General features: G+C 48.7%; 21 protein-coding genes and 2 tRNA genes. 5 read left to right on the plus strand and 18 right to left on the minus strand.

What is annotated here, in order from left to right:
- Nucleotides 1–3 precede the first annotated feature (3 nt).
- From HY807_04115 to HY807_04130, 4 genes are read right to left on the minus strand one after another with little or no spacing between them, the layout of a single operon-like run.
- On the minus strand, nt 4–543 hold the full coding sequence (locus tag HY807_04115) for a DUF4337 domain-containing protein (protein MBI4825590.1): 540 nt from the start codon (nt 541–543) through the stop codon (nt 4–6).
- Between the two features lie 58 nt (nt 544–601).
- A complete protein-coding gene (locus tag HY807_04120) occupies nt 602–1,306 on the minus strand; it encodes an NINE protein (protein ID MBI4825591.1) in 705 nt (234 codons plus the stop codon).
- Between the two features lie 32 nt (nt 1,307–1,338).
- A complete protein-coding gene (locus tag HY807_04125; protein ID MBI4825592.1) occupies nt 1,339–2,010 on the minus strand; it encodes a molecular chaperone Tir in 672 nt (223 codons plus the stop codon).
- Nucleotides 1,955–2,359, minus strand: coding sequence for a hypothetical protein (locus HY807_04130; GenBank protein ID MBI4825593.1), 405 nt, complete (start codon nt 2,357–2,359; stop codon nt 1,955–1,957). Before HY807_04130 ends, HY807_04125 begins: the two co-directional genes overlap by 56 nt.
- A 210-nt stretch (nt 2,360–2,569) precedes the next feature.
- Here HY807_04130 and HY807_04135 point away from each other — a divergent pair.
- The 4 genes from HY807_04135 to HY807_04150 all read left to right on the plus strand — a co-directional run bounded on the left by HY807_04135 (nt 2,570) and on the right by HY807_04150 (nt 4,183).
- Nucleotides 2,570–2,645, plus strand: a tRNA-Val gene (locus HY807_04135).
- A gap of 38 nt (nt 2,646–2,683) precedes the next feature.
- Nucleotides 2,684–2,760 (plus strand) — tRNA-Asp (locus HY807_04140).
- Between the two features lie 20 nt (nt 2,761–2,780).
- Nucleotides 2,781–3,548: a tetratricopeptide repeat protein gene (locus HY807_04145; protein ID MBI4825594.1), complete on the plus strand. Its 768-nt coding sequence runs from the start codon at nt 2,781–2,783 to the stop codon at nt 3,546–3,548.
- Nucleotides 3,549–3,553: 5 nt separating this feature from the next.
- Nucleotides 3,554–4,183, plus strand: a complete 630-nt coding sequence (locus HY807_04150; protein ID MBI4825595.1) for a bifunctional precorrin-2 dehydrogenase/sirohydrochlorin ferrochelatase — start codon at nt 3,554–3,556, stop codon at nt 4,181–4,183.
- A gap of 4 nt (nt 4,184–4,187) precedes the next feature.
- Here HY807_04150 and HY807_04155 read toward each other — a convergent pair whose 3' ends face one another.
- Entirely contained in the window at nt 4,188–4,583 is a 396-nt protein-coding gene (locus tag HY807_04155; protein MBI4825596.1) for a DUF3568 family protein, read from the minus strand.
- Between the two features lie 126 nt (nt 4,584–4,709).
- Here HY807_04155 and HY807_04160 point away from each other — a divergent pair, with 126 nt between their 5' ends.
- The gene (locus HY807_04160) at nt 4,710–5,309 is read left to right on the plus strand and encodes a threonylcarbamoyl-AMP synthase (GenBank protein ID MBI4825597.1); all 600 of its coding nucleotides are present in this window, start codon (nt 4,710–4,712) and stop codon (nt 5,307–5,309) included.
- Nucleotides 5,310–5,315: 6 nt separating this feature from the next.
- Here HY807_04160 and HY807_04165 read toward each other — a convergent pair whose 3' ends face one another.
- From HY807_04165 to HY807_04225, 13 genes are all read right to left on the minus strand, one after another.
- On the minus strand, nt 5,316–6,308 hold the full coding sequence (locus tag HY807_04165; GenBank protein MBI4825598.1) for an inorganic phosphate transporter: 993 nt from the start codon (nt 6,306–6,308) through the stop codon (nt 5,316–5,318).
- Nucleotides 6,301–6,927, minus strand: coding sequence for a DUF47 domain-containing protein (locus tag HY807_04170; GenBank protein ID MBI4825599.1), 627 nt, complete (start codon nt 6,925–6,927; stop codon nt 6,301–6,303). The genes HY807_04165 and HY807_04170 overlap by 8 nt, the downstream gene beginning before the upstream one ends.
- A gap of 130 nt (nt 6,928–7,057) precedes the next feature.
- Nucleotides 7,058–7,279: a DUF2769 domain-containing protein gene (locus HY807_04175; GenBank protein MBI4825600.1), complete on the minus strand. Its 222-nt coding sequence runs from the start codon at nt 7,277–7,279 to the stop codon at nt 7,058–7,060.
- Nucleotides 7,280–7,301: 22 nt separating this feature from the next.
- Complete coding sequence (pgl, locus tag HY807_04180; GenBank protein MBI4825601.1) at nt 7,302–8,042, minus strand: 6-phosphogluconolactonase; 741 nt, start codon at nt 8,040–8,042, stop codon at nt 7,302–7,304.
- Nucleotides 8,039–10,096 carry a transketolase gene (tkt, locus tag HY807_04185; GenBank protein MBI4825602.1) on the minus strand — a complete coding sequence of 686 codons (2,058 nt, stop codon included), beginning with the start codon at nt 10,094–10,096 and terminating at the stop codon, nt 8,039–8,041. Before tkt ends, pgl begins: the two co-directional genes overlap by 4 nt.
- A 37-nt stretch (nt 10,097–10,133) precedes the next feature.
- On the minus strand, nt 10,134–10,439 hold the full coding sequence (locus HY807_04190; GenBank protein ID MBI4825603.1) for a type II toxin-antitoxin system RelE/ParE family toxin: 306 nt from the start codon (nt 10,437–10,439) through the stop codon (nt 10,134–10,136).
- On the minus strand, nt 10,427–10,615 hold the full coding sequence (locus tag HY807_04195) for a hypothetical protein (GenBank protein MBI4825604.1): 189 nt from the start codon (nt 10,613–10,615) through the stop codon (nt 10,427–10,429). The genes HY807_04190 and HY807_04195 overlap by 13 nt, the downstream gene beginning before the upstream one ends.
- A gap of 23 nt (nt 10,616–10,638) precedes the next feature.
- Nucleotides 10,639–11,727: a transaldolase gene (gene tal, locus HY807_04200; GenBank protein ID MBI4825605.1), complete on the minus strand. Its 1,089-nt coding sequence runs from the start codon at nt 11,725–11,727 to the stop codon at nt 10,639–10,641.
- 25 nt (nt 11,728–11,752) lie between these two features.
- Nucleotides 11,753–12,655: a decarboxylating 6-phosphogluconate dehydrogenase gene (gnd, locus tag HY807_04205; protein MBI4825606.1), complete on the minus strand. Its 903-nt coding sequence runs from the start codon at nt 12,653–12,655 to the stop codon at nt 11,753–11,755.
- 123 nt (nt 12,656–12,778) lie between these two features.
- On the minus strand, nt 12,779–14,851 hold the full coding sequence (locus HY807_04210) for a DEAD/DEAH box helicase (protein MBI4825607.1): 2,073 nt from the start codon (nt 14,849–14,851) through the stop codon (nt 12,779–12,781).
- Nucleotides 14,851–17,664, minus strand: a complete 2,814-nt coding sequence (locus HY807_04215) for a site-specific DNA-methyltransferase (protein MBI4825608.1) — start codon at nt 17,662–17,664, stop codon at nt 14,851–14,853. The genes HY807_04210 and HY807_04215 overlap by 1 nt, the downstream gene beginning before the upstream one ends.
- Nucleotides 17,664–19,196 carry a DUF4062 domain-containing protein gene (locus tag HY807_04220; GenBank protein MBI4825609.1) on the minus strand — a complete coding sequence of 511 codons (1,533 nt, stop codon included), beginning with the start codon at nt 19,194–19,196 and terminating at the stop codon, nt 17,664–17,666. Before HY807_04220 ends, HY807_04215 begins: the two co-directional genes overlap by 1 nt.
- Nucleotides 19,186–22,254 (minus strand): DEAD/DEAH box helicase family protein, encoded by a 3,069-nt coding sequence (locus HY807_04225; protein ID MBI4825610.1) that lies wholly within the window; start codon nt 22,252–22,254, stop codon nt 19,186–19,188. The genes HY807_04220 and HY807_04225 overlap by 11 nt, the downstream gene beginning before the upstream one ends.
- Nucleotides 22,255–22,300: the final 46 nt, after the last annotated feature.

Raw genomic sequence — 22,300 nt, forward strand, 5'->3', positions numbered from 1 at the left:
CCTCTATTTAACAACCATCAAAAACCCATTCACAAAATAGAATATCCCGACTGCGCCGCTTAGAAGCCCTATCATCCAGACCGGTTTTTGCTTGAGCAGTGCCGCGATTGATGAGAGGAGTATCGCTATCTGCAGGAATATGACAGCCATGCCGAACATCTGGGAATGTTTTTGGGCATTGTCCCTTATGGCCTCCTGCGCTTTTGCGTCCTTCTCAATTGCCGCTTTCTCTTCTTCGTACTTATTTATCTTGCCAGAATATGCCTCGATCTTCTTCTCGTAATCCCCGATTATTTCAGGGGCAAGCTTCGGCCTCTTCTCCTTAAGTTCAAGCTCAAGCTTGTCTTTCTGCATCTCGTATATATAACTTTTTATACTTTTAGACTGATAGTAAGCCCATTGATTTGAGGCCTGTGATTGCGCAAGCACTGAACGCGTGGAGAAGCCGCCGCCTTTAAAGGTCGCGAGCGTGGCGCAGACCGCTAATAGGACGGTCGCGAGCGCGAGGTAGTTAAGCCAGGGTTCCTTTTTTTCGTCAGCCATATATTTCTCCTTGGTATTATTAAAAATAAAGTGATGATATCTTAAAGCAGGTTATTGTTTAATCTGAATACTGCTCTGATCCATGGCAATCTATAAGCAGGAACTTTTCCGATTTATTATGTGCGCCTCTTGCAAAGAAACAATTTTCGTCAGCGCTTACTACTTCAATGTTTACGTCCGATGAGGAAGGTATAAAGTTCAGCTCTCTAATGTTTATTGAATATCTGTTATTGTCGGCAAAATATATCTCCTCGGCAGTCTTTAAAGTCATTAATTCTGTTCTTATGGATCGTTGACGGGCAGCGTTCCTGTTTGTAAGGAATGCCGGGATGGCAATTGCGGCAATTATTCCGATCAGCAATATCAGTACAATGCCTGCGGCTGCGATAGCGATAACCACCCCGTTGCCGGTCGCGGAATATTTCTTCTGAAGATCCTCACTGCTTGTGAATGCGTAAATAACAAATTCGACCAGGGAGATGAGGCGCGGGATCATCGTCCAGCAGAATATCAGATAAAAAAAGCCTTCCAGGTTTCTGCGTGTATAGAACTTGTGCGCGCCAAATCCTCCGAGAAAGAATGTGAGCAGCAGCAAGGCTGTTTTGTTCAGCTTATCTTTCTGACCGGCGCCGCAGACAGGGCATGCCGCAGCATTTGCCTTTATGGCCTCCCCGCATGATTCACAGAATTTCTCATCCGGGCCTTTACTGCGTCTTCTGTTCTCCTGATCATTACGGTTTGCAAATCGCGGATCCGTTGTCATTTCAAGCCCTGTTCAGTTATATGACCCAAATCCTACTGCACCTGTTCCCCGTTCTTCCATTGTCCTGACCATTGCTGGCCGTCTGCCCATACATGCGTGCCCTGGCCGTTCTGCATGCCGTTGCTCCATTCGCCTGAATATTTACCGCCGTCCGGCCATGTGTATGTGCCGTATCCGTTGCGCTCGTCATTTTTGAATTCACCGACATACTTGCCGCCGTCCGGATAGGTATATGTGCCTTGCCCGTCCATCATGTCATTGCTCCATCCGCCTACATACCTGCTGCCGTCTGTATAGGTATATGTGCCTTGCCCGCTCTTCATGTGATTTTTAAATTCACCGACATACATATCGCCCTGCCATTGTCCATTGCCCCATGTATAAGTGCCGTATCCATCCATCAGGTCATTTTTCCATTCACCGACATAAAGATCGTTTTGCCATTGTCCGGTTCCCCATGTCTTTCTGCCCTGTCCGTTCATTTGGCCGTTCTTCCATCCGCCAACATACACATCTCCATTTGCCCATGTGTATGTGCCCTGTCCATCCCTTGTGTCATTTTTGAATTCACCGACATACCTGCCGCCGTCTGTGTAGGTCATGGTTCCCTGGCCGCTCTCATAACTGTCTTTCCATTGGCCCACATATTTACTGCCGCTTGGCCATGTGTAAGTGCCCTGCCCGATAACCGTCCTTCCATGCACCTACATACTTGTCCCCTTCTATCCATGTATATGTGCCTTGCCCGTCCATCAGGTCGTTATTCCATCCGCCTACATACTTGTCCCCGCCTTTGTAAGTCATGGTGCCCTGCCCGTCCCTAAGGTCATCTTTCCATCCGCCGACATACACATTGCCGTTAGCATATGTCATCGTGCCTTGCCCGTTCTTCTTGCTCTCTTTCCATTCTCCTGCATACTTGTCGCCGTTTTCAAAGGCCATTGTTCCGGTCCCTGTTGCACAGCTGCCCTCTGTGCATGCAGCATGGACAAAGGATGTGAAGATGAAGATGCCGAAAAAGACAGATGCGATTATTGAGGCTGATCTTTTCATAAGTTATCTCCTTTAATATAGGATTAATTTAAAAGGTTTACATAATATTGCCATAAATTGAGGATATTTTAAAGCGGAACAAATTATTGCCGGCAGACTGATCCTAACCCGTTGATTTTTGCAGATATCCTCTTCAGCCTGTTGCAAGACAAAAGAACTTTGAATTTGATATACTTATCTGCTATATTAATAACTCGTTTTGAGTTGGCCGGGCGGGTAGCTCAGCTGGGAGAGCACAGCCCTTACAAGGCTGGGGTCACAGGTTCGATCCCTGTTCCGCCTACCATTTTTTGATACTCCCGTCTCAAACGATAAATAAAGAGTGGGGTGGTAGTTCAGTCGGTTAGAACGCCTGCCTGTCACGCAGGAGGTCGCGGGTTCGAGTCCCGTCCGCCCCGCCATTTTTTATCTATATCTATTTATGAAAGACTTTAATATTCTAAAAAGGCTTTTCCTCCCTGTATTTATTCTCTTCTTTATAGCCGCATGCTCTTCGGATAAAGCAGCTGTCAGGGATTCGAATATCTCCGAGGCAGAAGAGGCGTTGATCCAGGCAAACGAGAAGATAACGAATAAGGACTATGAAGCGGCAAAAACGCTGCTTGAGAAGGTCAAGACAACCGATACCACCATGAAGTTCTCGGCCCTGGCACAGGTCCGTCTGGCAGATATATATTTTGAGCAGGAGCTCTTTGACGAAGCTTCCATTGAGTATGAAAATTTTCTCTCCATGCATCCGTACAACAAATACGCCCCGTACGCTCAGTTCCAGCTGGCGATGAGCTTCTACAAACAGATGACCACGGTGGATGTCAGCTATTCGCTTGCGCTCAGGGCGTTAAAGGAGTTCAGGACGCTGCAGGAGAATTACCCGAGAAACCCGTATATGGATGTTACCGAGACAAGGATAGCCAAGTGTTTAAGCATTCTTGCCGAACATGAGTTATATGTCGGGATGTTCTATTTCAAGAAAGAGGCTTACGCCTCAGCAGCAAGCAGGTTCAATGAACTGCTTGAGAAATATCCTGACCTGAACAAAGAGGCTGACGTATATTATTATTTAGGCCTTTCATACAAGAACCTCGGGGAGAAAGAGAAGGCGCTGAAGGCATTCTCCACACTTATCGAGAAGTTCCCTGCTACCGGGCTTGCCAAAGATGCACAGGAAATTATCACTTCATTAAAGTAAGGTGAATGAAATATTACCCGCTTTTTCTTGACCTGAAATCTAAAAAAGCTGTTGTGATCGGCGGCGGAAGCGTTGCCGGGAGAAAGGCATCCACACTTATTAAAGCAGGCGCAGCCGTAGAACTGGTAAGCCCTTCGCTGACACCCCGCCTTCAGAAGTACAAAACCGAAGGGAAGATAAAACATAAAGCAAGAAACTATGCAAAGGGAGACCTTAAGTCCGCCTTTGTGGTTGCAGCATGCACTTCATCCGGAGAAACCAATATCCTGATCGCCAATGACGCAAAGGCGCTCTCCTGCCCGCTTATCAATGTCGCGGACAACCCGTCCGAAGGCAATTTTATCGTACCCTCTTTGCTGACGCGGGGCCCTCTGACTATCGCAATATCAACACAAGGCGCAAGCCCTGCCGCCGCAAAGATGATACGGAAAGAGATACAGGAGGTTTATGACGCGGATTTTGCAAAATACCTGAAGCTTCTCAGGTCATTGCGCGGAAAGGCATTGATAAAGATAACTGACGGCAAAAAGAGAGAGAGAATACTTAAGAAATTTTCTTCCCCTAAAATAATCAATACCCTCAGAAAAAAGGGTTTTGAAGCTGTGTCAAAAGAGATGAAGGGCCTCCTGAAATAGCGCCCTATATACCGGCGATCTTTGCTATCTCATCATGTATGCGCTCTGCTTCCTCACGATTGCCGAACATTCCCACACGGATTGAGATATATGTGACCTTCTGGCCCTTATCCTCAAGTTTTATCACCACTTTCTGGCCGTCCTGCTTTACACCTTCAATAGTGCCTTTCGTGCCTTCGTTTAAACTTGCGGTAATGCTTATGTGGAGATTCTCAAGCGCGGTATTTGCCTGATCCCATGATTTTGAATATTCAACGGGATAGGCCCTGCTAAGGCTTCCGTCGATATATTTATAAGCGCCGACACCGACGCCTGCGCCGACAACCAAGAGGGCTGCCGCACATCCGTATGAAACCATTAATACAAAAAGTAAGGCGATCAATCTTGCAGGCTTCTTCATTTATCTCCTCCTGAGATTTACAAAATATAAGTATATGAAATTAACAAAATCCTTTATAAATTACAAGTGGAAGATTATAACAAATGCGGGCGCTATTCACAGAGGTTGTCTGTGTTACAATGGGAAATGCGCATATTATCTATTGAGAGTGATTCGGAAGCTGCCGTCAAAGAGGCTGTTGCCGCGCTCAAGAAAGGGAGTATCGTAGCATATCCCACAGAGAGCTATTATGCCTTGGGGGTCATGGCTTCAGATGAGGCCGCACTCAGGAAGCTTTATGATATTAAGAAGCGGCCGATCCAAAAAGCGCTGCCGGTTATAGTCGGTAGTGAAAAGGCTCTTATGACAATTGTAAGATCTGTGCCTGAAGAAGCGCGGATGTTGATGAAGAAGTTCTGGCCCGGCCCGCTGACAATGATATTTGAAGCCAGGGCTGGATTGCCGGAGCTGCTGACCGCAGGCCTCGGCAAGGTAGCGGCAAGGGTGCCGGGAGCAGGCTTTGCATTGTCTATGGCAAGGGCGGCGGGCTTCCCGATCACCGCAACCAGCGCCAATCCTTCGTCAATGCCTCCCGCAAGGCATCCTGATGAAGTCATAAAATACTTTGGAAACCGTATCGAATTGATTATCGATGCAGGAGCGACTCCTGGCGGCAAGCCTTCAACCATAGTGGATGTTACAGTGAAACCGCAGAAGGTCTTGAGAGAAGGCAGGATTGTGTTATAAGCAGCCTTACAGCGTCATTGCCAGAAGCTTATATATCCCCCAGGCGAACATAGCGCACATCGGAAGGGTCAAGACCCATGCTATCACTATATTCAATGCAATCCCCCACCTGACCGCTGACAATCTTTTGGTAGCTCCGACACCCATGATCGTTGAAGAGATTATATGAGTTGTTGAAAGGGGCAGCCCGAACCTGGAAGCTATCTCTATGATCGTTCCGGCAGACGCCTCTGCCGCAAATCCATGGATAGGCTGCATGTGTACAAGGCGCACGCCAAGTGTCTTTATGATCCTCCAGCCGCCCAGGGCCGTGCCTAAGGCCATTGCGGTTGCGCACAGCAGCATTACCCATTTAGGAACGATAAAGTCAGGAAGTTTGTAATAGCTCACCCACGCCATTGTAATAATGCCCATTGTTTTTTGAGCGTCGTTGTTGCCGTGGCTGAACGCCATATATGCCGCTGATACGATCTGCATCTTGTTGAAAAATTTATTTACGAACGAGATCGGCGAGTGCCCGAAGATCTTCATCAAAAGCAGCATAAGGAGAAAACCGAAGAGCAGGCCTACAAGCGGCGATAATATCAGCGCTATCAATACCTTATAAACACCCTTTTGAATGATAACCTCGGTGCCGGCAGTGGCGACTGACGCGCCGAGTATGCTTGCAAGCAGCGCATGGCTTGAAGATGTAGGCAGCCCGAAATACCATGTGATAAGATCCCACACGATAGCTGATAAGAGGGCTGAAATGACCGTTACCTGAGTGATAGAGTGGATATCTACAAGCCCTTTTCCAACTGTTGCAGCCACAGCAGTGCCGGTCAAGGCCCCTAACAGATTTAAACTTGCAGCCATTATGACAGCTGTTTTGGGAGAGAGCACGCGCGTTGATACAGATGTTGCTATGGCATTTGCCGTATCATGAAAGCCGTTTATAAAATCAAAAACCGTAGCGAGTACTATTACGGCGATAAGAAGAAAGAAAGTATCATGCATGTTTGAGAACTATGCCTTCAAGGATGTTTGCGACATCTTCGCAAGCGTCTGTCGCGTCTTCGAGATGTTCATAGATATTCTTCCACTTAAGTATCTGGATAGGGTCCTTCTCTTCATTAAAGAGCCTTGCAAGGGCCGCCCTGAAGGTTGTATCCGCCCTGTTCTCAAGGCGGTTTATCTCTATACAGAACTCCTGTATGTAGGAATACTTTTTATTCTTCAGGGAATTTATGGCTTTTTCTATCACTTCTGTAGTTGTGCTTAACGTCTTTGAGAGCTCAACTGCAGCAGGGTCTATTCCATCAAGTTTAAAGAGGAAGGCTCTGTCGGCGCAGGTCCATATGAGGTCAAGCACATCGTCAATGCGGCAGACAAGCGCGTGTATGTCTTCCCTGTCCAACGGCGTCAGAAAGGTCTTGTTGAGCTTGCGCATTATCTCATGCGTAAGCATATCGCCCTGCTGTTCGATCTCATATATCTGTTTTGCGAGATACTCGGATTTCTCAAGGTTCTCCATAAGTTCAACAAGAAGGATCCCGCCGTCTTTAAGGTTTTCACCTGCCTGTGCGAACATAGAAAAAAAGTCGGTCTCTTTCGGAAACATCTTGCTTAATACCATATTACTTAACCTCCTGGGTTACGGGTAAAAGAATACAAAATGAGATTGACATAGTCAATAATAAATAACTGGTCAATATTTTATCAGAAAAGCCTTAAATATTCCTTGCCGCTTTTCTGATCGATAATTTTCATTCACATCTGTCGTTTATGCAGTAGTAAGTGCCCCTGCATCCTGACTTGCCCTGGACAGTACACATAGTGCAGTTGCAGCCGTGTTTTTGCTTCGGCGCGATGCTTTTGCCCCTTGCGCAAAATAATGCCTCACCTTCGACTTCCGGGAAGGTGGGGCATGGCCCGCAAAACTCAAGGCATACTGAAGCGTTTTCCGGTGTATCTTCAACCTTTGCCATTGCAGCCTCCTTTAAATCAGTTTTAAAATTTCGACAAAAGAGAGCCTGCGCCCTCATCCATTAAAAAAAAGAGCCTGCCCTTCTCCGGCTTGACCATTGCGGCGGGCAAGAGAGAGTCTCTATTTTCAATAATCTCTTTAACTGTTTCTGCCTTATCTGCTCCTGCTGCCATGAAGAATATGTTATCGGAATTATTGATCACAGGCAAGGTAATTGTGACCCTGTTCTTTTTTGATATGTCTGGCAGTATAACAGCCGCCGCAAGATGCGCCTTTTCATTTAACGCCTGCGTTCCGGGGAATAGCGAAGCCGTATGCCCGTCATGGCCGATGCCGAGGAGGATCAGGTCGAACTGCGGCACAGCGCCCGCCGTAAGATCGAAAGATGAGGCCAGATCCTTTCCATATCGTGCAGCTGATAATTCAGCATCCTCTTCTATGGGAACAGGGTGAAGGTTTTCAGCAGGGATATTAATATGCCTGAAAAAGTTTTCTCTGATCATCCCGAAATTACTCTCCGGATCGCTGTAGGGGACAAAACGTTCGTCCACAAGAAATATGTCTGTCTTATCCCAACGGAAGAGTCCTTTTGATTCAACAAGACGTTTATACAGCGGAAGGGGAGTCCTGCCGCCGGAGAGGGCAACACTGAATCTTCCCTTTTTCGATACGGCACGGCCCGATATCTCCAGCCATTTCTTCACAACAAAACCCGATATCTCTTCAATATCTTTAAAGATCAAAACCTCTTTCTCTTTATTCATCCTCTTTTTTCTATGACTGCTTTTACAGCAGAGATCACATTGGCAGCGGTAAATCCGAACCATCTCCTGAGATCCTTGTCAGGCGCGGATGCACCGAAAGAGTGCATGCCGATAATATGCCCGTCTTTGCCGGCATACCTCTCCCATCCAAAGCCGCAAGCCTGCTCAACAGCGACACGAGCCGTGACTGAAGGCGGCAATACGCTGTCACGATACTCTTTCTCCTGCCTTTCAAAGAGCTCCCATGAAGGCATGCTCACCACACGCGCCCTGATCCCATCTGCCTTTAGTTCTTCATATGCTTCAATACAGAGCGATACCTCGCTGCCTGTTGCTATGAGTATGACATCAGGATCTGCGTTATTCGCGTCAGCCAGAATATACGCCCCTTTTGCCAATCCTGAGGCAGGTGCGTATTTATTGCGGTCAAGGGTTGGCAGATTCTGCCTTGAAAGAACAAGCGCAGCGGGTTTATCGCGCAGCTTCATTGCAACCCTCCATGCCTCAACCACCTCATTGGCGTCAGAAGGGCGGATCGTTATAAGCCCGGGCATTGCGCGCAATGAGGCGAGGTGCTCAACAGGCTGATGTGTCGGGCCGTCTTCACCAAGGCTTATCGAGTCATGTGTAAAGATGTAAATGACAGGAAGCTCCATAATAGCGCTCAGCCTGATGGCAGGACGCGCGTAATCGCTGAATATGAGAAATGTCGCGCCGTAAGGGCGTATATTCGACAAGGCCATGCCGTTAAGTATCGCAGCCATTGAATGCTCGCGAATGCCGAAGTGAATGTTCCGGCCGCCGGGATTATCAGGTGTAAGCGTTCCCGCATCTTCAAACTCCAGCAGCGTCTTTGTAGAAGGTCCAAGGTCAGCTGAACCGCCCATTAGCCAGGGGACATTTTTGGCAATTGCATTTAAAACCTTGCCGGAAGATACCCTTGTCGCTATTCCTTTTGGATCTGGGGCAAAGGCAGGCAGGCCGTCATCCCATCCTTCAGGCAACTCGCGGCTCTGCATTATATCTATCTGCCTGGCAAGTTCGGGATATTTATTTCGGTAATCTTCCAACTTCTCAGTCCATTTATCATAAACTTCTTTACCGCGTTTGCCGATGCCGAACCGGAAATGCTCGCGCACCCCGTCCGGAACAAGAAATTTCGAATCTTCAGGCCAGCCGTAATTTTTCTTTGTCAGCCTTACCTCTTCTTCCCCGAGCGGCTCGCCGTGGGCAGCGCTGGTATCATGTTTATTGGGCGAACCATACGCGATATGGCTGTTAACAATGATCAGGGTGGGACGGTCATTTGTGTTCCTGAATATTGTCAAAGCACCTTCAAACGCGCTGATGTCATTTGCATCTTCTATGCGTATAACGTTCCAGCCGTAGCTCACAAAGCGGGCGGCCGCATTTTCACTGAAAGCGAGATATGTGATCCCCTCTATCGTTATCTTGTTGTCGTCATATATCCAGCAGAGGTTGGAGAGCTTAAGATGCCCTGCAATAGAGGCGGCCTCAGATGATATCCCTTCCATCATGTCGCCGTCGCTGCAGAGGGAGTAGACATTATGATCGAAGAGCTCAAAGCCCACGCGGTTGAACCAGTTCGCCATCCATCTTCCGGCAAGAGCCATGCCGACGCTCATCGCCGCGCCCTGCCCCAGCGGGCCGGTTGTGGTCTCAATGCCCGGAGCCAGTCCGTATTCAGGATGCCCGGCGCACCTGCTTCCAAGCTGCCGGAAGTTTTTAATGTCATCAAGCTCTATGGAGAGCCTGTCCTCTTTATCAACATCTTTTACGCCGCAGAGGTGAAGGATAGAGTACAGCAGCATTGAGGCATGCCCCATTGAAAGCACAAAGCGGTCGCAGTTCGGCCAGAGGGGATTTGCAGGGTCGAAGTTCATGACCCGCTGCCATAAGCAGTACGCAACCGGCGCCATGGCCATCGGCGTTCCCGGATGCCCGGAGTTCGCCTTCTGCACCGCATCCATGGATAAAGTGCGGATGGTATTGATGCAGAGTTGGTCAAGGTTGTTTTTTTCAGTGCGGTTCATGAAGTGCTCCCTAAAAACAGATGATTAATTCTTCTCTTTATCCCGAAAGAATTTCCTTTGTCAAAAGACGGCTGCCATGAACAACAGCAACAATTTTAACTTCACTACTCTCAGTATCGTATCGATAGATGACTCGATAATTGTTAGAAATTATCTCTCTATGGGGCAGATATGGGAACTCGGGAAGATGACGCCCTGATTCAGCAAAATACTGTAACCGTTCAACAGATTCGAAAATTCTCTCAGCATTTAATCGCGCATACATCGGTGAATCTTTGGCAATATAATCATACATATTTTCCATATCCGAAATGGCACTTTCAGACCATATCAGTTTTGACATTTTTTAGAGAGCCTTTCAACAACATCTTTGTGTGACAATGTCCGCCCTTCCTTAATATCTGTTTCACCTGCATCAATTTTCTGCAGAAGATAGATGCGATACATAAAATCATCAACATCAACTTTGTCAGGCATGTCTTTTAAAAGGACTTCCAGCTTTGATTTCAAAATCTCCATTATATACCCCCTTGTAATTAGAACTACTTCTTCTTTGTCTCGATCGCTTTCAGGAGTGATTCAAAAGATTTCTGAAACGCGACAACCCCGTCATCAAGAAGTTTAAGGCATATATCATTTATATCAATGCCATCCGCTTTGAGTGTATCAATCGTGTTTTCGGCGCCGGCAACATCCTTGCTCAGGGATTCCTCTATTATGCCGTGATCCAGAAACGCATTGAATGTATTGTCAGGCAGGGTATTGACTGTAGGATTTCCGATAAGTTCTGTCACATATTTTATATCGCTGTATGAAGCGTCCTTTGAGCCTGTCGAACCCCATAAGACCCTCTGCATATTTGCGCCATTTGCCTTGAGCTCGCTGAAGCCGGCTCCTGAGAATATCTCTCCGTATTTACTGAAGATCAGCTTTGAATTTGAGACCGCTGCTTTGCCTCTTAATGCTTTCAGTTTTTCTTCAGATTTTTCATCTATGAGCTTATCAATAGCGGTATCTATCCTGCTCACAAATACGCTTGCGACAGAATGGACATGTTTCAGGTTTCCGCCTTTTTTTGATAAACGTTTCAGGCCTTCTATATACGCGTTCGCGGTCTTTATATACTGGCTCATAGAAAATATAAGCGTGACATTGACATTGATGCCGTCGCCTAAAAGTTCTGAAACAGCTTCGAACCCCGCGTCAGTAGCGGGAACCTTCAGCATCAGGTTAGGCCGGTTAACTTTTTTATAAAGCCTTCTGCCCTCTTTAATTGTTTCATCTGTCTGCATAGCAAGGTCAGGGTTTATCTCAAGGCTGACATAACCATCAAGCCCGTTCGTCCTTTCATAGACAGGCTTAAACAGGTCTGCCGCGTCCTGCACATCCCTTATTGTGAGTTCGTCATATATCTCAAAAGTCGAGAGCCCTTTCGCATTCAGATCCCTCATGGCAGCGTCATAATCATTGCTTGAGCTTATTGACTTGTCAAAGATACTTGGGTTGGAGGTCATTCCCCTCAGGCCCTTATTTATCTCCTGCTGAAGCCTGCCGCTCTCGATCATCGAACGGCTGATATTATCAAGCCATATGCTCTGTCCGATTTTTGCCAGTTCATCAAGTTTATTCACAGATGTATTTCCCCTTTTCTTTATTTTAAGTATTCTTCTTAACAGCATGCCCGCCAAACTCATTACGCAGCGCGGCGATGACCTTTGCGCTGAAAGAGTCATCCTGCCTTGAGCGGAAGCGTTCCAGCAATGACAAGGTTATAAGCGGAGCGGGTACGTCCTGTTCGATCGCCTCGGCAACTGTCCATCGCCCCTCTCCTGAATCTTCGACATAACCTTTTATCGAATCGAGCTTCGGGTCTTTATCAAAAGCATATCCCGCAAGTTCCAGAAGCCAGGACTCTATAACGCTCCCGTGATTCCATAGTTCGGATATCTGCTTAAGGTCGAGATCAAAGTCCTTTTTCGCCTTTAATATCTCAAAACCCTCGGCATAACTCTGAAGCATCGCGTATTCAATTCCGTTATGTATCATCTTTACGAAATGCCCGGCGCCATTAGGGCCGACATGGGCATAACCGTCTTTCGGCGCAAGCGTCTTAAGAATCGGCTCGACTCTCTCAAACACCTCTCTCTTTCCGCCGATCATCATGCAGTAGCCGCGCTTCAGCCCCCATATGCCGCCGCTTGTGCCGATATCCAGAAAATAGATTCCCTGCTCCTTGAACATCTCAGCTCTTTTAACAGAGTCTTTGTAAAAAGAGTTTCCGCCGTCAATGAGTATGTCGCCTTCTTTTAGGAATGAGGTAGTCTCTTTTATGATCTCGTCTGTGGCTGCGCCTGCGGGAACCATGAGCCAGACGATGCGCGGGGATTGGAGTTTATTGACAAGGCTCTCAATGGAATCAGACGCAATCGCGCCCAATGCTTCAGCCTGCTTTACCTTTTCAGGAGTGCGGTTATAAACAATGGCCTCGTGCCCGCCGTCAAGCAGGCGCTGAACCATATTTATACCCATCCTGCCGAGGCCTATAAAACCTATCTGCATCCCTTCTCCTTAACTGGATATATGACAGATATATCCCGGAAAATATTCATCCTATTATAAACGGAAAGGTAATTAAAATAATAATGGGTTAATGATAGACAGCCTTTTGAGACATCGCCTAACTCACATCCTTAGATCATCCAGAAACTCTGATGGTTCGCCGCCGCTTGTAATCAGCAGATGGTCCCGTGCGCGAGTGCAAGCGACATACAAAAGGTGCCTTTCGGTGTCGTAGACTTCCTGAAGATCAGCGTCGTCAGTTACCGTTTCAATGCGGGACTGAAGTGGGATAATCTCGTCATCGCATGCCATAACAACAACGGCGCGAAACTCCAACCCCTTTGCGAGGTGCATGGTGCTGATAGACACGCAACCAATTGTTGTTTCAACATTCTCATCAAGCACTTTAAAGGAAAGCCCCGCCTGTTCAACAGCAGCACGGGCGCGGTCAAGTTCTGCCTCTGATCGTACAAACAAACCGATTTCATGGGGCTTGAGTCCCTCGTCGATTCGATTTGCAAGCCATTGCCCGACTGTTTCAATTTCCTTGTCCGCAGTGTCCAATACCATTATGGCCGGCTCAGTGCCGTTAAATACTGATACAGTGCCACGCCGCTCTTCGGTATTGCCGTCAACATCAGACAATTCCGGCCCCAATAATTTATCAGCCCGCATTCTGATCTGATGAGAAGTCCTGTAATTGATGCGCAGGTTCCTGGAGCGGCCTCGAATATCAACACCAAGCGTCTTCCATGAGAAAGGCTGCTGGAAGATCCTTTGTCCAAGGTCACCGGCAAAGAATAGGCTGTTTTGCCGTCCTGCGCCCAGCGCAGCGAGAAATCGCAATTGGGACACATTAATGTCCTGCGCCTCGTCCACAACGGTGAAGTCGAATGGTGGATGTTTACTGTCAGCAAGACGTGTCGCCAGTTTGCTGAACATGCCGAAATACGTAACAAGATTGCGGCTTATGAGTTGAGACCTAACTTGATCGAAGATTGACCAGAGCTGTTGGCGCTTCTGTTCCGGCAATCTGGTCTTTCGTCCCAGACGCGTTACGTCACGATACGCTTCCCATGTATCCAACTGCCACGCATCTACCACCTGCTCCCACTCAGTCCGCAAGAAGTGAAGGCTGAACTTGTGCCCGGTGACAGCGTCAGCAGCCTCAGCAAGCAGCTTGTCCATAACAGACTTTGATACTATCTGTGGCCGACCGAAATTCAATTCATAGAGCCGACGGCCGATTGCATTCATGGCATGCACCTCCAGCCGGTCGCCAAGACGGGGTTCATTGCCAATCAATCGTCTCAGTTTTGTTCTCAATGCACTCGCCAACGTATCGGAAAATGTAGTAAGCAGTACCCGTGCATCAGGGTTGGATCGTGTAAGAAAGACTGCCCGGTGCAAAGCGACAATTGTTTTGCCGGTGCCTGCCGATCCCGAGACCCGACAGGGGCCACTGTAATCACGTTCAACAAGCTGCTGTTGTGCCGGATGGAGAAATATTGTCCACTTCTCCCAGGGATAGTCGAGGGCGCGTTCCAGTTCTTCAACATTATTCATCACCCTGAACCTGCGCTGTGCGTCAGGATGATCAAAGGGACTGATCCCCGCTGTTACAGGTTGCTGAATTTGCGGTGTTACACCAGTTGCCAGATCAAGCAGCGCCTCAGCCGCCTCGCCGGGCAGATGTTCTGCCAGAGTCAACAGAGAATCTTCATCAGCCTTTTGCACATCATCAATCCATTCTTCAGGCACGCCATAACCGAGCAATATATCTTGAGAGAGATGAGCAAACAAAGGCAGACTGGGAGGGGCCGGTTGTACCGCCTCCACGTATTTGGGAATGATGATCTCCTGCACAGTCTCCCGAATTTCCACTAATTGTGCCGCTCCGGTCTTGGGGTGTATTTCCAGTTTGCGCTTTTCAGCCCAACGGTAAGCAGGGTCATGGTGATTCACATAGCAAAGTAGAAGACTTTCGCTGGTCTTATGGACAATTATCCTGAGATCACTGCTAACACGCACCGACCAGAAGTTTTTGTCCTTTGCCTTGTCGAGCTTGTGGAACTGCATGCCCGGATTAGCCGGGTTCAGTTGCAGGTCAAAGGCAGTGGTTTTTACTGCCTTCTGCTCGTCACCGGTTAGTTTTGCGAGGCTGTCGGTAAATGTATCGGCTATGCGGAATTGCATTATTCCACCCTAAAAACCTTCATCACCTCATCCCCAAGATGATTAATCACCTTCACCGCAATCCGCCCGGTCTTGGGTTTATCAAATGGACGAGATATATCTTTGTTCAATGTCGCCCATGTATCTTCATTAATCTCGGCTTTGAGTGTTGTCTTGAGAGCTTTATAAGGATCGTTTGCACCCAGGAAGTAGGCGTGTCTTACGAAGAAGCTTTCTTCGTTGTAATCGGAATCAATAAACCAGCAGGCTATTCCCTCAGCGCCGTCGCTGCGGACTTCGCCTGTATTTGGATGGAAGACATCAACGCCGTTTACCTTGACCTTAATCTGTCCGTCTTCGGCATCAAGAATATCTATGTCAGGCTCACCGAAGATGACGAACAGGTTCCCCTTGCCGGTGTTTTTAAGATCATCTGCCATATGCAAGTCTGCGTTCATACGCGCCTTCAGCACCGGAATGCGGCCAAGCTTGTTGAATTCCGAAGAGTGAGCATCGTAGTTAAAGGCGCAGGTAATGAGCACATCGAATCCAGCATCACCAGCCTCACGAGCGGCGGCGACCAGATCAGGACGTGAGACTGTGCCGAATTCGGGGCCGATGAAAATAGCTGCTCGCTTTTCCCCTTCACTCTTCTTACTTCTCTCTTCACCCTTTTCTTCGTATCGTCCTTCAGCGCAGACCAGATCGCCAGGCCAAGGTGTCAATGATGTAAAGGTGATCTTGTCTTCCTTATGTGCTTGCTGTACTCCGGCGGTCTTAAGATTTTCCAGGATCATCTGCACGAAGTCATGTTCTCCGCCGTAGCCGTCCTTTGCTTCTGATACGATATCAATCAACTCATCATCAGCACCTACAGTCAGCACGCGATGAGGGGAAAGACTTTCAACTGTGAATGGCCCGGCAACTCGAACCTTCTTCTTATCGTCATATGGTTTATCGTAAAGATACTCGAACTCTGCCTTGGCAGCGATAGATGCATCTATCTCCTTCTGTCGGGCAATCCGCTGTTCCCACCACTGGGCGTGTAGCTTCTTTGTCTTGTCCGGCCACTTGTCATCAGCATCGCGGGGAATTTCCCATTCTTCCCATTTCTTGTTCAGAGCCTTGTTGAGTTGATCACGCAGCGGCTCCAAAGTTTCCTGATATTTCTCCCATATGACATCAATTTCTGTATTGTTGGCTATAGACTTCAGAGTGATATGCGGCACACGCTCATAAACGAAGCCATGCCGGATATCACCACGCGTTGGTTGGCTTGATGGCATTGAGCGAGTGAATTCAGCTTCCTTGCGCTGACCATAAGGTGAGTCGGCAAGCAAATAATAGGGATAGCGAGCGCCCATGATACGGGCACGGGCAAGCGCAAGAGAAACGCGAGATGTATCAATGGTTATCCAGCGTCGGCCCCATTGTTCGGCAACATAGCTGGTGGTTCCAGAGCCACAGGTAGGGTCGAGCACGAGATCGCCGGGGTCGGTGGCCATGAGAAGGCAACGTTGAACGACTTTAGTGGTTGTTTGGACAACGTACACTTTCGGATCATTGAACCCGCCGGACTGCGTGTCCAGCCAAATGTTGTCGAGGGTCTTGGCTGAAAATGAATCCCAGTAAAGCCGGTGATATATCGTCTTGCCAACATTCAGAAGTTTTCCGGACCGTCCGACACGGTGCATCCCTTCGACATTACTCTTCCAATGTGAGTTTGCACTGGGAAAGAACGCGTCCCCTTCAAATACAACTTTCTGATCTGTTTTACTTGCGCCGTCTGACTGAAGCGGTCCGTATCGAAACACTCGCACATTTTCAGGCAACGGATGTTGTCTCGTCCGCTCGCCGGGAGTCATTCTCCGAAAGCTGCCGTCAGGAAATTCCAATAGAACGTAGTTTGGATCATCGATTGGCGGTTCCGGAATAAGCATGTTGATAGGTCGATACTTCAGTGACGACACAGAGCGCGCATACCATAGCACATGGTCCAGGATATTGCCGATCTTAGATTGAGAAAATCCGCCCGTCTTCTGAATTGAAATCTGTGACACAAAATTCTCCTCCCCAAACACCTCATCCATCACCGCCCTCACCCGATGAACATTCTCATCCCCAATCTGCACAAAGATCGACCCCGAGTCAGTCAACAAATCCCGCGCCACGGTCAACCTATCACGCAAATAAGTCAGATACGAATGAATCCCATCCCGCCACGTATCACGAAAAGCCTTTACCTGCTCCGGTTCACGGGTTATATGATCAACGTTCCCGTCCTTCACATCCCGGCTGGTGGTTGACCACTGAAAATTGGAATTAAACTTAATCCCATAAGGCGGATCAAAATAAATCATCTGCACCTTGCCGCGCAGTCCTTCACGCTCAGCCAGTGACGCCATGACCTGTAGGCTATCGCCAAGTATCATCCGATTGGCCCAGTGCGCATCGTGCTGATAAAACTCTGTCTTTGCGCTCTCACTTGGGAGACCGTTGAAGTCAGCGAAGAGATCAATCTGAGGCTCGGCGGACTTTGCGTCCGACTTACTGCGCTTTATCAGATCATCTATCAGTACCTTCGGCTGTACCTTCTCCTGAATATAAAGCGGAGGAGCATGGACCACCAGATCAGACCAGTCCTGCTCATCCTTGCCGCGCCAGACTAACTGTGGGTCAAGGTCGCGGTTACGCCGCTCATAAGCCACACGGATAGGATTTTTCTCCGCATCGTACATGATCGACTGATGTTCTGCTGATGGGATGTTCTTACGGCTCGCCTCTTCGTGCTTGAGAGTTTCGACAGTCAGTTTGTTTGTTTTCTTTTTTGCCATTATTTTTTACTCTCCAATAGTTTTCTGCCTTTGGCTGTCAAGCGATATTTCTGGAGGCGGCTGTTGGGCTTGTCGGGGATGGTCCTTTCGATAAGGGCCTTCTCCATGAGCAATCGAATAGCCTGATGAAGATAACGGTTTGGCTTGCTCCAACCGATTGCCATAGATAAATCCTTCATCCCAAGAGAGGGAGTTACCTGCAAAGCAGCAATGACTCGTGACTCTATCCCTGACTCTATCCCTGACTCTATCCCTGACTCTATCCCTGACTCTACCCCTGACTCTACCCCTGACTCTGGCTGTGACTCTGGCTGTGACCTTGCGCTGACTCGTTCCAGTACCTGGATAAACTGCCCGCCGTTCTGGCTAAATCGTGGTTCCTGTAGTCCCGCCTCTTTGCATAGCGCGATCATATCCAGTGTGCCGGAGCCTGCCTTTTCGATGTACTTTGTCAAATAAAGCGACTCGGCAATGAGTGGGTTTGCAGGTATGGACGGGTGAGGCTGTGAGAGGCTTTCCAGCGTCAAAGGAGGATGAAGCTCGCCGGGGTTCCAGACTTCCAGACGGTCGGCGAAAAGCATCACCTGCACACTGGCATTAGAGGTATAATCGCGGTGTGCTACTGCGTTAACAATGGCCTCGGCTACAGCCTCGCGCGGCAGCTCGTATTCCACCGGCGCCTGGGGGCCGAGTGCGCGAGTGCCGACAGTCCGGTTAATCTTGGACATCACAAAGTCCAGCGCCTGATTTACAAGCTCAAATACTGTCCCCTTGTAAATATGGTATGACGGAATTGGTTTGCGGATTTCCGTCCCGTGAAAGTGCATACACTTGACCTCAGAAGACAACAAGAAGCGCTGCGGCTGTTTGCCAAACAGAAGGATGGCAGCATGGCTGGGACGGTCGCTGTCGAGGAGATTCAAATGAGTTAACGCCTTAATGATCGAAGTTTTGGGACCAATCGGATAACCACGCTCGGCTTTGGCCCGGGCGAGAAAGTCGGCAAGCTTTGTGCGGGATATATCTGTCAACGCAGCGCCTGCACAAGCTGCTGCATCAAATGGGCGTGTGCGCAGCCTCCCGCTTTGCTCCAGATAATCAACAAGGCTGGCATAAAGGTCAGCGATGAGTTCCGGCACTGCAGTGAAGCGGCGGCGGATCAATTGGTCTCCCGCCTTTGCAATCAGCGCTTTCATCTTTGGATGCCGCATGGTATCATCCGCGCCCTTAACGAAAATAAGCCGCACCTTACCATGGGTGGTTGCTTGATCGAACTCGCGCTCTGTAGGGGAAAGTCCCTTTTTATCTTCCTTTCCATATTCATTTCCGAACAGACCTACATAAACGGTGGCACGCTCTACCTCGGAGAGATAGACTGAATCTGCCTGGCGATCACTTGCAGGCAGCTCCTCAAAAAGAAATACGGTGAAGAAACGGCGCAACAGCGGGTCGTTACGAATGAAATCCGCTACGGCGCGGCGTTCATCGGCTAACTCCTTCTGCACACTGCTGATGAATACTCTAATTTTCATTGTTCACTGTTTTCTCAATCATCTTATTAAACTCGTCTTCAACCTTTTTGGCAAAATCAGCCTCGATCTGATAAACCTCGGTAAACTCGGAAAAGGCCCAGCGGCCATAACTGCCGAGGTTGTTCACGCCGGGGCCCCAGTAGGTGTCCATAGTAGACTTTTTCTCTTTCGCATCTTCACGCCGATAGCCTTTGATCTCAACGATCAGATGCAGCAGGTCTTCATCACCATGACCATCATTTACCAGTACAATAAAGTCAGGGATATATCTGCGTGTCTCTGAGCCATAACGGTACGGCACTTCCAGACCGAGGTTGTGGTTCTTGACGTAACACTTTACTTTTGGATGCGACTCTGCCACGCGACAGAACTCAGACTCCCAGTCACTGTCGAGAATAATCCAGTTGATGTGACAGCGACGGGCATCCGTCTGCCAACGGTCGGTTTTTGATGTATTAAAATTTACATGGCGCGTAGAACCAACGGGGTTATAGGAATCGAGTACCGCCTTAATGGGGCTTCCGCCGATATGCTCACGATTAATCCCCGCCATTATACGCTCGCAGGCCATGTCGGCAAGCATCTTGTATTTAAGCTGGGCCGGATATGTCTTCCCCGTGCAAACAAGGTAGTTATCAAGCCATAGCCGGGCTATGCGCTTTAACTGTCCGAACAGATGCAGCTGGGGTTCTCCGTCAGCATCGCGCCACCTTGTCAAAAGCAGGTGTGACGTTAATTCATAGACGACTTGTGAGGGTCTTATATCACCTGTATGAATGAGGTTAAGATCAACTGATGCACCAATGATCCCGGAATTTCTGGTTTCCGTTGCACCAACCAGATCGGGGGTCAACTCCATCACAGAGTCATCATTGAATTTGGCGCTCAGCCGCTCCTGTGGAAGCTCAACCCGGTAACCGGCAACACGGGGAAAGCGGATTTCCAGAGAATCACGATCAGGACGAACAGCCTTGACCTGAATGGTCTCGCGTGGAGGCTGAGGCGGCGCTATCACCGGCTTCGCTGTGAAGTCGAAGGGAATACCGAGAACATCGGCATATTCGACATTGAATAATCCATCCTCATTGAGATCATAGGACTGACGGCGCAGGGCACGGCCAATGACCTGCTCGCAAAGAAGCTGAGTGCCAAAGGCGCGCACGCCGAGAACATGAGTTACGGTGTTGGCATCCCAACCCTCGGTGAGCATAGAGACAGAGACCACACAGCGGATCTCTCCGCCCAACTGGCCGGGCTTGCCCACTGTATTCATGACCTCGCGGAGAAGAGTCACATCATCGAGTTGCTTGCCTTGTTGAATTTCATCGGCAAGCTTTCCCCCGCGTTCTACGATCTCGCGGCGGAAGCGTTCAATCTCATCAGCGGCCATGCTGCGGAAGTTATCGTCGAGCGCTTCGCCGGATTCGAGCTGCTCGCTGTCAATGAGCAGTGTGTGAGGACGGGCAAGCGGGTTGCCGTGTTCATCGGTATTGCGGAACAGCGGCAGACGACCAAATTCGAGCTGGCTTGTGCCGTCCTTGTTCTGCCGTTGAAAACCGGATATATAATCATACACCAGCTTGGAGGTAGAGGTGTTATTGCAGACAATTATGAAACAAGGCGGCACCTTAATTCCGCTCTGCTGCCAGAGGTTGTATGTTTTTTCGTAATGCCCGTAGAGCGCTTCCAGTGCTGTTTGTAACTGAGGCGGCAGGTCAAGCGGGTTCAATGCATCGGCTTTGCCCCGCCCCTTTTTCGGCATCTTTGTACGGATGTGTTCCCAGAGGTTGCGAAACATCGGCATTTCATTGCCGGGGATATTATCGGCTACCGGTACGCGGGGCAGCTTAACGATTCCGCATTCGATAGCATCCATAAGAGAGAAGTCGCTCATCGTCCAGGGGAACAGTGTTCCTTCGGCATAGCCGGAGCCACTCAGGAAAAAAGGTGTTGCTGACAGGTCTATAACGTGATTGATACCGAGCTTGCGTTTGACAATTTCAAGTCCGGATATCCAGAGTCGGGCGGCCTCATTGTTCTTCTCAGCTTCTTTCTTTTCGTCGCCTTTCAGTTCTTCATCCTCGTCACTGTGGGTGGGCTTTTCACGGTAACAGTGGTGCGCTTCGTCATTGAGGACCATGATGCTCTTCATGCCCATCAGTTCCGGCATTACCCGCTGTAGCATCTGCCCCTCAGTTTCCAGAGTGTGAAGATCTTCGCCGCGTCCCTGGAGAAGAGAACGTCCACCTTTCGATAACTCCAAACGTTCACGCAGTTTGAAGGCATGAAAGTTGGTAATGACGATCTTGGCCCGAACAAGATCAGCAAGCATATCGCTGGGAACAAGTTCCCGACTCTGATAATAGCTGTCAGGATCATTCGGCTGAAGCACACGCAGCCGGTCGCGAATGGTCAACCCGGGAGTAACAACCAAAAATCCTCTCGTGAACTTCTTGCTATTGGGACGGCGGACCGCATTAATGGTCTGCCAGGCAATCAGCATGGCCATGACGGTGGTTTTTCCTGCGCCGGTTGCCAATTTCAGAGCCAGTCTCATAAGGTCAGGATTTGAGTCATTGTTGGCGTTGGCAAGGTGGTCGAGAATACCTTTTCCCGCCTTATCATTTGGAGCCACCTCGGTCAACCAAATAGCAGTTTCAACAGCTTCAATCTGACAAAAAAATGGCCGGATTCCGCTAAACAAATGATGCCGCCAGTGTTGCAATAGACGTGCTGTTTCGGGGGTGACCTGCCAGTGGTTAGGATTGGTCAAGGCACGCCATTGGTCTACGTGTTGGCGCAGCTGATTAATGATCGACGTAGGATCATACTGCTGTGCTTTTGTTGAAAGCCCTTTACCCTCGTCAAAAACCATCTGTTCTTGTTTTGCTTTGTCTTTGCGCTTTCTGGGTTTTGGTATCGGTGTAATGAACTCTGCCCGGCGGCGAGTCTCGATGATTTTTTGCGTTGGTTGGCCGTCTACATCAAGTTCCCAGTGACGCTTGGGGTATTCATACGGAGAGTTTAGGATTGGTTTCTCAAAAAATTTATTATTCATATGCATAGATTACGGTTTTTCCGTATAAATATAATGAAAAATGAGG

Source organism: Nitrospirota bacterium, from assembly GCA_016207885.1.
In the GTDB taxonomy this organism is placed as follows: domain Bacteria; phylum Nitrospirota; class Thermodesulfovibrionia; order UBA6902; family UBA6902; genus JACQZG01.

What these genes read in the sequence shown, in the direction of transcription:
- HY807_04115 (MBI4825590.1), bottom strand. Translation starts at nt 543, where the DNA reads ATGGCTGACGAAAAAAAGGAACCCTGGCTTAACTACCTCGCGCTCGCG.
- HY807_04120 (MBI4825591.1), bottom strand. Translation starts at nt 1,306, where the DNA reads ATGACAACGGATCCGCGATTTGCAAACCGTAATGATCAGGAGAACAGA.
- HY807_04130 (MBI4825593.1), bottom strand. Translation starts at nt 2,359, where the DNA reads ATGAAAAGATCAGCCTCAATAATCGCATCTGTCTTTTTCGGCATCTTC.
- HY807_04145 (MBI4825594.1), top strand. Translation starts at nt 2,781, where the DNA reads ATGAAAGACTTTAATATTCTAAAAAGGCTTTTCCTCCCTGTATTTATT.
- HY807_04150 (MBI4825595.1), top strand. Translation starts at nt 3,554, where the DNA reads ATGAAATATTACCCGCTTTTTCTTGACCTGAAATCTAAAAAAGCTGTT.
- HY807_04155 (MBI4825596.1), bottom strand. Translation starts at nt 4,583, where the DNA reads ATGAAGAAGCCTGCAAGATTGATCGCCTTACTTTTTGTATTAATGGTT.
- HY807_04160 (MBI4825597.1), top strand. Translation starts at nt 4,710, where the DNA reads ATGCGCATATTATCTATTGAGAGTGATTCGGAAGCTGCCGTCAAAGAG.
- HY807_04165 (MBI4825598.1), bottom strand. Translation starts at nt 6,308, where the DNA reads ATGCATGATACTTTCTTTCTTCTTATCGCCGTAATAGTACTCGCTACG.
- HY807_04170 (MBI4825599.1), bottom strand. Translation starts at nt 6,927, where the DNA reads ATGGTATTAAGCAAGATGTTTCCGAAAGAGACCGACTTTTTTTCTATG.
- HY807_04175 (MBI4825600.1), bottom strand. Translation starts at nt 7,279, where the DNA reads ATGGCAAAGGTTGAAGATACACCGGAAAACGCTTCAGTATGCCTTGAG.
- pgl (MBI4825601.1), bottom strand. Translation starts at nt 8,042, where the DNA reads ATGAATAAAGAGAAAGAGGTTTTGATCTTTAAAGATATTGAAGAGATA.
- tkt (MBI4825602.1), bottom strand. Translation starts at nt 10,096, where the DNA reads ATGAACCGCACTGAAAAAAACAACCTTGACCAACTCTGCATCAATACC.
- HY807_04190 (MBI4825603.1), bottom strand. Translation starts at nt 10,439, where the DNA reads ATGTCAAAACTGATATGGTCTGAAAGTGCCATTTCGGATATGGAAAAT.
- HY807_04195 (MBI4825604.1), bottom strand. Translation starts at nt 10,615, where the DNA reads ATGGAGATTTTGAAATCAAAGCTGGAAGTCCTTTTAAAAGACATGCCT.
- gnd (MBI4825606.1), bottom strand. Translation starts at nt 12,655, where the DNA reads ATGCAGATAGGTTTTATAGGCCTCGGCAGGATGGGTATAAATATGGTT.
- HY807_04210 (MBI4825607.1), bottom strand. Translation starts at nt 14,851, where the DNA reads ATGCAATTCCGCATAGCCGATACATTTACCGACAGCCTCGCAAAACTA.
- HY807_04215 (MBI4825608.1), bottom strand. Translation starts at nt 17,664, where the DNA reads ATGGCAAAAAAGAAAACAAACAAACTGACTGTCGAAACTCTCAAGCAC.
- HY807_04220 (MBI4825609.1), bottom strand. Translation starts at nt 19,196, where the DNA reads ATGAAAATTAGAGTATTCATCAGCAGTGTGCAGAAGGAGTTAGCCGAT.
- HY807_04225 (MBI4825610.1), bottom strand. Translation starts at nt 22,254, where the DNA reads ATGAATAATAAATTTTTTGAGAAACCAATCCTAAACTCTCCGTATGAA.